The organism is Shewanella sp. KX20019 (assembly GCF_016757755.1).
GTDB lineage: Bacteria > Pseudomonadota > Gammaproteobacteria > Enterobacterales > Shewanellaceae > Shewanella.
Genome location: NZ_CP068437.1, coordinates 2,717,831 through 2,730,589 on the forward strand (window position 1 = coordinate 2,717,831; position 12,759 = coordinate 2,730,589).

Genomic DNA, 12,759 nt, shown 5'->3' on the forward strand with positions numbered 1-12,759 from the left:
ATGGTTTTGCTTAGATTGTTTACAGGGAAATGTACGGTGCACCTCATTCAGGTCACTTTCATCAATATAAGAACCAAGGTTTATCTTTAATGAATAGTAATATGACAGTCACAAAACGTAGTGGCGAACGTGAGACCATCGATCTCGATAAAATCCATCGCGTTATTGAATGGGCAGCAAAGGGACTGACTAATGTTTCAGTGTCAGAAGTTGAACTACGTTCTCACCTACAGTTTTTCGAAGGGATCCCAACTGAAGCGATCCACGAGACTATCATTAAAGCCGCAGCAGATTTAATATCCCCAGAGTCACCTGATTATCAGTTTTTATCTGCTAGATTGGCGATCTTCCATCTGCGTAAGAAAGCATTTGGTCAATTTGAACCACCAAAGCTGTATGACCATGTAGTTAAACTCGTAGAGCTTGGCAAATACGATGCACACATACTGCAAGACTATAGCCGCGAAGAGCTCGAAATATTAGGCAGCTACATCGATCATTGGCGTGACATGAACTTCTCTTATGCAGCCGTTAAGCAGCTAGAAGGTAAGTATTTAGTTCAAAACCGTGTCACCCATGAAATTTACGAAAGTGCACAGTTTCTTTATATTTTGGTCGCTGCATGTTTATTTGCAAAATACCCAAAAGAAACACGCCTTAAGTACGTCAAAGATTTCTACGATGCGACATCAACCTTTAAGATTTCGCTACCAACACCGATTATGGCGGGTGTACGTACTCCAACCCGTCAGTTTAGTTCATGTGTACTTATTGAATGTGGTGATAGCCTTGACTCTATTAACGCAACCTCTTCATCGATTGTTAAATACGTATCGCAAAGAGCCGGGATTGGCGTGAATGCGGGTCGTATTCGTGCACTAGGTAGCCCTATTCGCGGGGGAGAAGCATTCCATACCGGCTGCTTACCGTTTTATAAGTATTTCCAAACTGCTGTTAAGTCTTGTTCACAAGGTGGTGTTCGTGGCGGTGCGGCGACGCTCTTCTACCCTATCTGGCATTTAGAAGTTGAATCGTTACTTGTACTTAAAAACAACCGTGGTGTTGATGACAATCGCATACGCCATCTCGATTACGGTGTTCAAATTAACAAGTTAATGTATCAGCGTCTAATCCAAGGCGGGATGATCAGCTTGTTCAGCCCGTCGGACGTGCCAGGCATGTACGATGCGTTCTTCGAAGATCAAGATGAGTTTGAACGTCTCTACCTTAAGTACGAAGCAGACAAGAGTATCCGCAGGCAAGAAATTAAAGCAGTAGAACTATTCTCATTGATGATGCAAGAGCGTGCCTCTACGGGCCGTATCTATATTCAAAACGTAGATCACTGCAATACACACAGTCCATTTGACTCAAAAGTAGCTCCTGTTCGTCAGTCTAACTTATGTTTAGAAATTGCATTACCAACTAAGCCACTTAATAACATCAATGACTCAGAGGGTGAAATTGCCCTTTGTACGCTATCTGCGTTGAACTTGGGTGCGATTAAAAGGCTTGAAGAGCTTGAGCCATTAGCAGATCTTGCCGTGCGAGCACTGGATAACTTGTTAGATTATCAAGACTACCCAATTATCTCAGCAGAAAAGGCGTCGATGAATCGCCGTACACTCGGTATAGGTGTTATCAACTTCGCCAATTACCTTGCTAAAGAAGGTGTACGTTATTCTGATGGTTCAGCCAATAGCATTACCCATAAAACGTTTGAAGCTATTCAGTACTATTTACTAAAAGCCTCTAACAATCTTGCGAAAGAACAAGGTGCATGTCCATCATTCCATGAAACGACATACGCTAAGGGCATTTTGCCAATAGACACCTATAAACGCGATTTAGACAAGATCTGTGATGAGCCATTACATATGGACTGGGAAACGTTGCGCGAAGAGATTAAGACCCACGGCTTGCGTAACTCTACCCTGTCTGCACTGATGCCTTCTGAGACATCTTCACAGATCTCTAACGCAACGAATGGTATTGAACCACCACGTGGTTTAATTAGTGTCAAAGCAAGTAAAGACGGTCAGCTTAAGCAAGTTGTACCCGATTTTGATAAGTACCAGCACAGTTATGAACTGCTATGGCAGATGCCTAACAACGACGGTTACATACAGTTAGTTGGTTTAATGCAGAAGTTTGTTGACCAATCTATTTCAGCCAACACCAATTATGATCCAGGTCGCTTCGATGGCGGGAAAGTGCCAATGAAGGTACTACTAAAGGATCTATTGACTGCTTACAAATACGGTGTAAAAACACTTTACTATCACAATACGCGTGATGGAGCTTCAGATAGTCATGACGATATCACTGCCATTGAAGTCGAAGATGACGACTGTGCAGGCGGCGCATGTAAGATATAAATCCAGCGGATTTTATCACTCGTATTTAAACGTTAATTAAAGGGGGCTTGCCCCCATTATCGGAAGATAGAAAAATGGCCTACTCTACATTTTGTCAAACACCCAATAATGCAATGCTTGAACCGATGTTTCTCGGGCAGTCGGTAAATGTTGCACGTTACGATCAGCAAAAATATGAAGTTTTCGAAAAGCTTATTGAAAAACAGCTTTCATTCTTTTGGCGTCCAGAAGAGGTCGACGTCAGCAAAGATAAGATTGATTATGCTGCGTTACCAGCACATGAAAAGCATATCTTTATTTCGAACTTAAAATACCAGACTTTGCTTGATTCAATTCAAGGACGTTCACCAAATGTGGCATTCTTACCTTTGGTATCTTTGCCAGAGCTAGAAACATGGATTGAGACATGGTCATTCTCCGAGACTATTCACTCTCGTTCATACACACATATCATCCGTAATATCGTTAACGACCCATCCATAGTATTTGATGATATCGTCCAGAATGAAGAGATCCTGAAACGTGCAACGGACATTGCAGCCTATTACGACAAGCTAATCAAACTTAGCCAAGCATTTCACCTGCACGGTGAAGGAAATCATCAAATTGATGGTGAAGTCATTGAAGTGACAAAGCGTGAAATAAAGAAAGCACTCTACCTATGTATGGTGTCAGTTAACGTACTTGAAGCCATTCGCTTCTACGTTAGTTTTGCTTGCTCATTTGCTTTTGCTGAACGTAATGTTATGGAAGGCAACGCTAAGATCATTCGTCTTATTGCCCGTGATGAAGCATTACACTTAAACAGTACGCAACACATTTTAAAAATCATGCATGCAGGTAAAGACGATCCTGAAATGGCTGAAATTGCTAAAGAGTGTGAGCAAACTGCTATCGACATCTTTGTCAAAGCAGCAGAACAAGAGAAAGAATGGGCAAAATACCTATTTAAAGATGGTTCAATGATTGGTCTAAATGAGACAATTCTTTGCCAGTATGTCGAGTACATTACTAATGAGCGCATGAAGGCGGTTAATTTTGAATCTCCATATGCAGAACAAACGAACCCACTGCCCTGGATGAAAAACTGGCTAGAAAGTGATGCTGTCCAAGTGGCGCCTCAGGAAGTAGAAGTTTCATCTTATTTAGTCGGTCAAATTGATGCCTCTATTGAAGAAGATGAGTTCTCTGACTTTGACCTTTAACAACGCCAGTTTTAAAAAGGCGCCTATCGTTAGCCTGCAAGGCCAACCAGTGCTGTTGTTTAATCAACAGCACCTGACCTTGCTTGAAGCGTTGGAGCAGAAAAAAGTAACAACCTTTTCAGAATGTAGAAATGGCTTTTGCGGACAGTGTAAAACTAAGGTAATTAGTGGTTCAGTTAGCTACTTAACTGAACCACTAGTGACATTAGCAGCGGATGAATGCCTGCCATGTTGTTGTATTCCAAATACTGATATTAATTTAGATCTTTCAGGAGACGGTGCCGAAGTTGTAGTTCGAGTCGCTAAACATAAACAACATCGCGCAAGTGAAACTATTGATTAAGCTCTTTTCTTACAGTTTTACTACATCAACGTTTCAGCCATTAAAGCATGCAGTTTGTTTACTTCAGTCAACGCCGCTGTGCCGTACCACGGCTGAAGCTCCATAATTAAACTTCCCGCTTCTATTGCAGGGTCTGTCGCCGTCAGAGCTCTGGCCTCCTCTACACTGGTGACGTCAAATATATAAATTCCTCTAACCTCGCCATCTCCTATGAACGGACCTGCTAATACTAATTTCCCCTCATCAGCTAACCTGCCTATATTTTCCATATGTGCTGCTTGTAATGCTTTTGCTTCTTCTTCAGTCCTATCTCTGTTTGGACCTCGTTTTAAAAAAGCCATAACATAGTGTTTCATGCCATATTGATCCGCTCCTGCATTAGCGGCCCGATCAGCATCGTAATTTGGGTTACTAGCCTCTTCGGCATACAGATTAGGAGGAAAAACAACGAACGTCGCTACAACAATGAACATTTTACTCATTTGGTTAAACATAGCCGGATCCTTTAATTGTTTATCTAAACATAAGTCATCAGTCACAAAAAAGCCTGTTTAACCCAGTAAAGGAGTTAAACAGGCTCTTTCGGGATCGACTTAAAGCGCTATAGCTAACTCAGCTCCTTGGCGTATAGCACGCTTAGCATCAAGCTCAGCGGCCACATCTACCCCGCCGATAAGATGCACTGGTATACCTGTTGCTTTCATCTCGTCAACCAACTCAGTATTTGACACTTGTCCGGCACAAAGTACAACGTTGTCGACGGCTAACACCTCTGCCTTGTCATTAACGGTTATGTGTAGACCTTCATCATCAAATTTTTGATAGGAAACGCCAGTTTTCATCGCTACTTGATGTTGTTTTAATACAGAACGGTGGATCCAGCCCGTAGTTTTACCCAGCCCTTTACCCATTTTGGTGGTTTTTCGTTGCAGTAACACCACTTCTCTGTGCTTACCTTCTCTGACCGGTTCAGTTAAGCCACCCGGCGTTTGGTACTCTTTATCGATACCCCACTGCTTTAACCATTTATTAGGATTGAGCGTAGTGGATTCTTCTTCACATAAATAGTGCGCCATATCAAAACCAATGCCGCCAGCACCAATCAAAGCCACTTTTTGGCCTATTTCCACTTCACCATTGAGTACTTGTTGATAATCAACGACTTTGTCATTATCAAAACCTGGTAAATTGAGTGGACGAGGTTTTACCCCCGATGACATCACTATCTCATCAAACTTTTCATCTCTCGCCACACTGGCATCGAGCCGAGTATTTAGGCGAAGGTCAATGTTATGCAGTTTTATCTGATGAAGGAAATAACGAATTGTTTCATTAAATTCCTCTTTACCAGGGATCTTACGAGCTAAGTTAAATTGTCCACCGACTTCAGATTTAGCTTCAAATAGGACCACTTCATGACCACGACTCGCGGCATATATTGAAAACGCCATTCCTGCAGGTCCCGCTCCCATAACGGCGATGCGTTTTTTAAGCTTAGCTGGGGTGAAGTTAAGCTCTGTTTCGTAACACGCACGAGGATTTACTAGACAAGTCGCTCGTTTCAACGCAAAAGTATGGTCAAGACATGCCTGATTACAGCCAATACAGGTATTGATAAGCTCAGGTGTATTTGCTTCCGCCTTATTGACGAAATCAGCATCAGCTAAAAAAGGTCGTGCCATTGACACCATATCTGCTTGGCCCGACGCAATGATGGATTCAGCTATTTCCGGAGTATTAATGCGGTTGGTCGCAATAAGCGGAATAGACATCTCTTTCATCAGCTTTTCTGTCACCCAAGCGAACGCGCCACGAGGCACACTTGTGGCAATTGTAGGGACTCGTGCTTCATGCCAACCTATACCGGTGTTAATAATGGTAACGCCAGCAGCTTCTAACCATTTTGCCAGTTGTACAACTTCATCCCAGGTTGAGCCATTGTCAACAAGATCGAGCATCGACAGTCTAAAAATGATAATGAAATCTGTACCCACTTTGGCGCGGATCTGTTTGACAATCTCAAGCGGGAACTGCGCCCTATTTTCAAATACGCCGCCCCATTTATCACAGCGTTTATTGGTGCGAGAGCTGACAAACTGATTAATTAAATAACCTTCACTCCCCATCACTTCTACACCGTCATAGCCCGCCTTTTGCGCTAAAGCAGCACTGTTCGCATAATCTTTAATCGTGCCTGCAACCTGCCTTGTAGACATTTTTGATGGCGTAAAAGGGGTAATAGGAGATTTGATTTTACTCGGTGCTTGCGAGAATGGATGGTAACCGTAACGCCCGGCGTGCAGTAGCTGCATACAGATCTTGCCGCCAGCTTCATGCACTGCTTTAGTCACTGTAGTGTGTTTCTTCACTTGCCAAGGAAAACTCAACTGACAAGCATTGGGTGCCAAACGCCCCCGTAGGTTTGGTGAGATCCCACCGGTAACGATAAGACCTACTCCACCTTGTGCCCGCTCTTTATAAAACGCTGCCAGTTTCTCAAAACCGCCCTTTTCTTCTTCCAAACCCGTATGCATCGAGCCCATCAATACGCGGTTTTTTAACTGGGTAAAACCCAGATCTAAGGGTTCTAATAAATGCGGAAACGACATTCAAACATCCTTTTTAAACAAGTGATTTAATCCAGCATACCTTGTGTAAACCATAAGCTCAATAAGTGACTGATCAGATTCCTTTACAATTGAATTTTCCTTTCGTCACGGTTTTCAGTTAGCATTGTCACAATTCGGATTCAAAGGAGTGGCTGATGCCCGCTAAACCCTCAATATTTAAAAGGATGTTCCTGCTTAGCTGGAATGTAATTAACGGCACAAGAAAACTATTTTTAAACTTATTATTTTTCGGCATTATCATTGCCCTCATCGTAGCGTTAAGCGGTGAAGAGAGTATAAAAGTAGAAGATGGTTCAGCACTGGTTTTAAACCTATCAGGCTCAATCGTCGATCAAAAACGCCGAGTTGACCCTTTTGAAGCTGCAATGAAAAGTGGCAATAGTAAAGATGCTGATGGTGAAATCCTATTAGCAGACGTACTCGATGTTGTAAACAATGCGGCCTCAGATAAACGCATAAGCCAACTCGTACTCGACCTAGGACACCTACGTGGAACCGGTATGAGTAAGCTGCAAACAATCGGTGATGCACTAAACAACTTTAAGGCATCGGGCAAACCGATTGTTGCACACGCAAATTGGTACGGCCAAAATCAATACTTTCTCGCCAGCTTTGCCGACAGCATCTACTTAAACCCACAAGGCAGTGTTGAAATTGAAGGCTTAGGACGTTACCGCCAATACTTTAAATCAGCACTCGATAAGCTTAAAATTAAAGCTCATGTATTTCGTGTCGGCACCTTTAAGTCAGCAGTAGAGCCCTTTATTCGTGATGACATGTCAGACGCTGCTAAAGAAGCTAACTTAGCACTACTAAATGATTTATGGCAAAGCTATAGCACCACAGTCGGGGAAAACCGAGATATCACTGCCAGTAGTTTATCTTTAACCGCCGAGGACTATTTAGCCCAACTCGATAAGGCTGAAGGCCAATCTAGTCAGATGGCACTGAACATGAAATGGGTAGATAAGCTAAAAACAGCCGAGGATTTTCGCCTGAGCATGGTCGATTCCGTCGGTAAATCTGCTGATGGAGAATCCTTCAAACAGATCGATTTTTACGACTACCTTTCAGTAACCGCAAGCCATCCGTTGATCTTATCTAACAATAAGGTCGGCATCATCGTTGCTAAAGGCAACATTATGAATGGTTCACAACCCGCTGGACAAATTGGTGGTGAAAGTACCGCAAAGTTGTTACGTAAAGCACGCTTTGACGATTCAGTTAAAGCGGTCGTACTTCGTGTCGATAGTCCTGGCGGCAGTGCATTTGCCTCAGAGCAGATCCGCCAAGAGGTGTTGGCTCTAAAAACCGCAAATAAACCGGTGGTTGTCAGTATGGGGAGTTATGCAGCGTCTGGTGGATACTGGATATCAGCAAGTGCTGATTATATCTATGCAACTCCAACAACGTTGACAGGATCTATTGGTATTTTTGGAATGGTCACGACTTTTGAAGATTCATTAGCAAGTATTGGGGTACATACCGACGGCGTAGCGACTTCCGACTGGGCCGGATTTTCTGTCACCAAAGGGATCTCTCCCGGAATTAGCGCTATCATTCAACGTCATATTGAACGCGGTTATAAGGACTTTATTTCATTAGTCGCTAAAGAGCGTAATATGAGTCTTGAAGAGGTCGATAGCATTGCACAAGGACGAGTTTGGACTGGCCGTAAGGCGCTTGAACTGGGTCTAGTTGATGAAATTGGTGATCTGCAAGAGGCAGTATCACGAGCCGCTGATATGGCATCAATGGAGCATTTCGATACAGAGGTTATTGAACAAGAACTATCACCGCAAGATCTGTTTATTCAAGAGATGTTTGCTACTGCGGCGGTACACATGCCACAAAGTCTGACAAACACGACCATTTTGGATCAACTTTTGGGACAATTCTCTACAGTTGCTCAAACATTACAAACCTTTGATGACCCTAATGGTGTCTACCTTTACTGCGATACTTGCAGTGACTAAGTCATCAAGCTTGAACGATAACTAAAGTTTTACTAAATAAAGCCCAGTTTTACTGGGCTTTATTATATCCGCACCTTTATAATCACCCTACTGTCTTCAAAAGCAAAACCAACATGACTAAACGCTGTATATATGTAGCCTACACAGGCGGTACCATAGGTATGCAAAAAACGGAACAGGGCTTTGCCCCTGTTGCAGGTTTTTTGACTGAATGCATCAAAGCTATGCCTGAATTTTATCATGAGGAGATGCCTGATTTCGTCATTAGCGAATACTCGCCCCTTATTGACTCATCAGATATGGCACCGACTGATTGGCAGATGATTGCCAATGACATCAAAGCCAACTATGACAAATACGATGGATTTGTCATTTTGCATGGCACCGATACCATGGCTTATACAGCTTCGGCTTTATCGTTCATGTTACAAGGATTATCTAAACCGGTAATCGTTACAGGATCACAGATCCCGCTGGCACAACTGCGCTCAGACGGGCAAACTAATTTGTTGAACGCGCTCTATATCGCAGCTAATTACCCAGTTGCTGAAGTGTGCTTATTCTTTAACAATAAACTGTTTAGAGGCAACCGCACCACTAAAGCCCATGCTGATGGCTTTAATGCGTTTGCGTCGCCAAACTTTCCGTTATTGTTAGAGGCGGGAATTAAGATCCGCTGGCATGCAGGCAAACGCGCAGAAGAAAATGCTAACCAAAAGCTTGAAGTCATTGATATCAGCCCGCAACCAATAGGTGTTGTCACTCTTTATCCAGGTATCAATACAGAAATTTTCGCCAATATATTACAGCAACCAGTAAAAGCGCTTATATTGCTAACCTTTGGTGTTGGAAATGCACCACAAACACCGGCATTACTTAAAACTCTACGTGATGCCCATGACCGCGGTATAGTTCTGGTCAATTTAACTCAATGTTTGCAGGGTAAGGTTAATATGGGCGGTTATGCGACGGGGAATGCACTGGCAACGGCTGGAGTGATTAGTGGCTACGATATGACAACAGAAGCAGCTCTGGCTAAGTTACATTATTTATTATCAAAAAATCTCACACCAGCTGCTATTCGTACAGCTATGGAAACATCTATCGTTGGTGAGTTAACTGAAGATTAACCAAAAAGCCAGTTAAAACAAAGACAAAAAACCCTGTTCTAATATATTAGAACAGGGTTTTAATTTTTAAATTACAACTCTTTTTCTTGAAACTCAGCGATAGACTCACCTTTGAACTGCTTCTTCAACTCTGACTTCGTTAGCTCATTCACACTACCTTTACTATTAATAGTGAAGTGGTCGGTTTGTTTTAGCTTTCTAGCCTGATAAAGCATAACCACCTGTTGAGTCGATGCGCGTTGCTCTTGTGTTAGCACGGTGCCATCTTCCCATTTACCTAACTCTACCGCGCTCAATAAGCGCTGATAAACGTCAGCTGGCATTTCATCAATAACTTTATTTATATCGGTCATACTTTTTTCCGTTTATGAAGCACGATTTGCAATCGAGTAATCAAATAGCCCACAAAACCAAGCGTAAAGGCTGACGCTGCAATAATTGAGCGAGTTCCCTCAGCAGGCTCTCCGCCCCAAAACCAGGTGACCACCCCACCAATAAATAACGTTAACGCTAAAAAGCTTTGATTCATTAGCTGGTTTGATCGCTTTATATGACTAATCAGCTGCAGGTTTTCATTGTTGGCAGAAATACTAGCTTTACAATGCGAGCACTCTTTGGCCATGCTTGAAATGCGTTCGCCACAGCTAGGACACTTAACTAATGCCATCTTCTTACAACCTCAATACTCTATTAGTGAATGTACAACTTACTTTAATTTATCAACAACGGCGTTCATTGCGATTAAAGACGCTTCACCTAAGTATATACAGCGCTCAGGTGACCAACCAGCCATTAAATCGGGCATGTTGTCGTTATCTTTAAATGGCATCTCTAGGGTATTAGAAAGGCAGCCAAACGTATGTGCAACCCAATTTGAACCAACGGTTAAATTCGCCTGACCTGGCGCGTCTTTATCGTAGCCAAATTTAGTTTGAAAATCTGGGCTAACCATCTGCAAAGCATCTACAAATGCCTGCTGACGAACCGCATCTTCTTTGGTGTAAGCAGGGACGCCTTCGCAACCCGCAAGGAATACATAAGGTAGGCCTTCATCACCATGCACATCATAGAAAAGATCAACGCCGGTCTCTTTCATTTTATTGACCACATAAAATACTTCAGGACTTTTGTCTAACGACGGAGATTGCCATTCACGGTTAAGGTTTGTGCCGACCGCATTCGTGCGTAGATGTCCACGAACACTGCCGTCTGGATTCATATTCGGTACAATATAGAAGTTGGCTTTGTCTAACAGTGATTTTGCCGTTGGGCAGTCGCTATCAAGCAGATTGTTGATCAATCCTTCTACCAACCATTCAGCCATGGTTTCACCTGGATGCTGACGTGCAGTGATCCAGATATTTGCTTTCTCTTCATCACCGTCGCCTACTTTAATCAAGGTCATATCACGCTCATCCAAAGTCAGGCCTAAATGCTCAAGGCTCACTTGTGGATGAACTTGTACCGCAGCTAACAGGTCTTGATGACGTTCGTAGCTGTAGGGTGCAAAATAAGCGATTTGAATGGCGTCGCAATCAAGATCAACTGAAATAGTTAACTTGCCGTCTTGATATGTTGTTGGCAGTCTAAACCAGTTTTGTCTGTCATAAGTCGCTACTGCTTGGTAATCATCCCAACCTTTTACATAAGAAGCTTTATCAGCATTAATGATATTAAGCGTGTACTGAGTGCCTACGACACCGTCAAGTTTGAAGTTAAACCACTGGAAAAACTCCCCCCCCTCATCCGGACGAATAGCCAGCTGTACATCGTCTTTATTGTCGGCATTGATTACTTTTATGTTTCCGCCATCAAAATTCGCGCTAATACGCATAACACTTCCTTTCTACTGTTTTAGGCTGTGATCCAGCTCGATTTCAATCTTTGCGCTATAGAATAAACCAAAATGTGATAAGGAGCAGCCAAAACTGTGTAAAAACCACTAAAAATCGACGCTGTGTAAGCTTTCCGTTGCAGTGTTCTCTTAATACAGAGCTTTACCCACAACTGTAAATTCCATACAATCGCTGCAATTGGAAGAGATAGAGGGAATAAACCTCCCTTGATAGACAGTGCATTCGTAAAAGGACGGAGAAACAAATGACCCAAGCTAGACATTGTAATTTACTTATTCTGGGTTCAGGCCCTGCTGGCTACACTGCCGCAGTATATGCCGCTCGCGCCAATCTAAAGCCAGTGATGATCACCGGTATGCAGCAAGGTGGACAACTTACGACGACTACTGAAGTTGAAAACTGGCCAGGTGATGCAGATGATCTTACCGGTCCTGCGCTGATGGAGCGTATGCAAAAGCATGCAGAAAAGTTTGAGACAGAGATCATTTTTGACCACATCAATGAAGTTAACTTAAACGTACGCCCTTTCCAGTTAAAAGGTGATAACGGCGAGTTCACATGTGATGCGCTTATCATCTCTACGGGCGCTTCAGCGATGTACTTAGGTCTTGAGTCAGAAGAAGCCTTTAAAGGGCGTGGCGTATCAGCTTGTGCTACTTGTGATGGTTTCTTCTATCGTAACCAAAAAGTGGCTGTGATTGGTGGTGGTAACACCGCTGTTGAGGAAGCGCTTTACCTGAGTAACATCGCGTCTGAAGTTCACCTTATTCACCGTCGTGACAGTTTCCGCAGTGAAAAAATCTTAACTAAGCGTCTGATGGACAAGGTTGAGAGCGGTAATATCATCTTACACCTAGACAATACGCTAGACGAAGTTGTTGGTGATGCTATGGGCGTAACAGGCCTTAAGATGAAAAGCACCAAAGATGGAGCCATTAGAGACTTAGAAGTTGCAGGTGTATTCGTCGCAATTGGCCACAGCCCAAATACCGGCATGTTTGAAGGCCAGTTAGAGATGAATAACGGTTATATTAAAGTAGAAAGTGGCCTTAATGGTAATGCGACTCAAACAAGCATAGAGGGAGTATTTGCTGCGGGTGATGTAATGGATCAACATTACCGTCAAGCAATTACATCCGCAGGTACCGGCTGTATGGCTGCACTTGACGCTGAGCGTTACTTAGACGCAAAGACGTAAGTTAATTGTTTCTTTAAAAAGCAGGCTCGAAGCCTGCTTTTTT

General features: G+C 43.0%; 11 protein-coding genes. 6 read left to right on the forward strand and 5 right to left on the reverse strand.

The window, feature by feature from the left end:
• Window positions 1–89: 89 nt before the first annotated feature.
• From nrdA to yfaE, 3 genes are all read left to right on the forward strand, one after another.
• Complete coding sequence (gene nrdA, locus JK628_RS11900) at window positions 90–2,378, forward strand: class 1a ribonucleoside-diphosphate reductase subunit alpha (protein ID WP_202284748.1); 2,289 nt, start codon at window positions 90–92, stop codon at window positions 2,376–2,378.
• Window positions 2,379–2,452: 74 nt separating this feature from the next.
• The gene (gene nrdB, locus JK628_RS11905) at window positions 2,453–3,583 is read left to right on the forward strand and encodes a class Ia ribonucleoside-diphosphate reductase subunit beta (RefSeq protein WP_202284749.1); all 1,131 of its coding nucleotides are present in this window, start codon (window positions 2,453–2,455) and stop codon (window positions 3,581–3,583) included.
• On the forward strand, window positions 3,558–3,926 hold the full coding sequence (gene yfaE, locus JK628_RS11910; RefSeq protein WP_202284750.1) for a class I ribonucleotide reductase maintenance protein YfaE: 369 nt from the start codon (window positions 3,558–3,560) through the stop codon (window positions 3,924–3,926). The genes nrdB and yfaE overlap by 26 nt, the downstream gene beginning before the upstream one ends.
• Window positions 3,927–3,946: 20 nt before the next feature.
• Here the strand turns inward: yfaE and JK628_RS11915 are convergent, their stop codons facing one another.
• Entirely contained in the window at window positions 3,947–4,465 is a 519-nt protein-coding gene (locus JK628_RS11915) for a YciI family protein (protein ID WP_237524003.1), read from the reverse strand.
• A 54-nt stretch (window positions 4,466–4,519) separates the two neighbouring features.
• Window positions 4,520–6,535, reverse strand: coding sequence for an oxidoreductase (locus tag JK628_RS11920; protein WP_202284751.1), 2,016 nt, complete (start codon window positions 6,533–6,535; stop codon window positions 4,520–4,522).
• A gap of 155 nt (window positions 6,536–6,690) precedes the next feature.
• Here JK628_RS11920 and sppA point away from each other — a divergent pair, with 155 nt between their 5' ends.
• Both sppA and ansA read left to right on the forward strand, forming a co-directional pair.
• Window positions 6,691–8,532 (forward strand): signal peptide peptidase SppA, encoded by a 1,842-nt coding sequence (sppA, locus tag JK628_RS11925; protein WP_202284752.1) that lies wholly within the window; start codon window positions 6,691–6,693, stop codon window positions 8,530–8,532.
• 113 nt (window positions 8,533–8,645) lie between these two features.
• Window positions 8,646–9,662 (forward strand): asparaginase, encoded by a 1,017-nt coding sequence (gene ansA / locus JK628_RS11930; protein WP_202284753.1) that lies wholly within the window; start codon window positions 8,646–8,648, stop codon window positions 9,660–9,662.
• A gap of 71 nt (window positions 9,663–9,733) precedes the next feature.
• Here the strand turns inward: ansA and JK628_RS11935 are convergent, their stop codons facing one another.
• From JK628_RS11935 to JK628_RS11945, 3 genes are read right to left on the reverse strand one after another with little or no spacing between them, the layout of a single operon-like run.
• Window positions 9,734–10,015, reverse strand: coding sequence for a YeaC family protein (locus tag JK628_RS11935; RefSeq protein WP_202284754.1), 282 nt, complete (start codon window positions 10,013–10,015; stop codon window positions 9,734–9,736).
• On the reverse strand, window positions 10,012–10,329 hold the full coding sequence (locus JK628_RS11940; RefSeq protein ID WP_202284755.1) for a zinc ribbon domain-containing protein: 318 nt from the start codon (window positions 10,327–10,329) through the stop codon (window positions 10,012–10,014). The genes JK628_RS11935 and JK628_RS11940 overlap by 4 nt, the downstream gene beginning before the upstream one ends.
• Window positions 10,330–10,368: 39 nt before the next feature.
• Complete coding sequence (locus JK628_RS11945) at window positions 10,369–11,496, reverse strand: M14 family metallopeptidase (protein WP_202284756.1); 1,128 nt, start codon at window positions 11,494–11,496, stop codon at window positions 10,369–10,371.
• Between the two features lie 266 nt (window positions 11,497–11,762).
• Between JK628_RS11945 and trxB the strand changes: the two genes are divergently transcribed.
• Window positions 11,763–12,716 carry a thioredoxin-disulfide reductase gene (gene trxB / locus JK628_RS11950; RefSeq protein ID WP_202284757.1) on the forward strand — a complete coding sequence of 318 codons (954 nt, stop codon included), beginning with the start codon at window positions 11,763–11,765 and terminating at the stop codon, window positions 12,714–12,716.
• Window positions 12,717–12,759 lie beyond the last annotated feature (43 nt).

What these genes read in the sequence shown, in the direction of transcription:
- trxB (WP_202284757.1), top strand. Translation starts at nt 11,763, where the DNA reads ATGACCCAAGCTAGACATTGTAATTTACTTATTCTGGGTTCAGGCCCT.
- JK628_RS11945 (WP_202284756.1), bottom strand. Translation starts at nt 11,496, where the DNA reads ATGCGTATTAGCGCGAATTTTGATGGCGGAAACATAAAAGTAATCAAT.
- sppA (WP_202284752.1), top strand. Translation starts at nt 6,691, where the DNA reads ATGCCCGCTAAACCCTCAATATTTAAAAGGATGTTCCTGCTTAGCTGG.
- ansA (WP_202284753.1), top strand. Translation starts at nt 8,646, where the DNA reads ATGACTAAACGCTGTATATATGTAGCCTACACAGGCGGTACCATAGGT.
- nrdA (WP_202284748.1), top strand. Translation starts at nt 90, where the DNA reads ATGAATAGTAATATGACAGTCACAAAACGTAGTGGCGAACGTGAGACC.
- yfaE (WP_202284750.1), top strand. Translation starts at nt 3,558, where the DNA reads ATGAGTTCTCTGACTTTGACCTTTAACAACGCCAGTTTTAAAAAGGCG.
- JK628_RS11940 (WP_202284755.1), bottom strand. Translation starts at nt 10,329, where the DNA reads ATGGCATTAGTTAAGTGTCCTAGCTGTGGCGAACGCATTTCAAGCATG.
- JK628_RS11920 (WP_202284751.1), bottom strand. Translation starts at nt 6,535, where the DNA reads ATGTCGTTTCCGCATTTATTAGAACCCTTAGATCTGGGTTTTACCCAG.
- nrdB (WP_202284749.1), top strand. Translation starts at nt 2,453, where the DNA reads ATGGCCTACTCTACATTTTGTCAAACACCCAATAATGCAATGCTTGAA.
- JK628_RS11935 (WP_202284754.1), bottom strand. Translation starts at nt 10,015, where the DNA reads ATGACCGATATAAATAAAGTTATTGATGAAATGCCAGCTGACGTTTAT.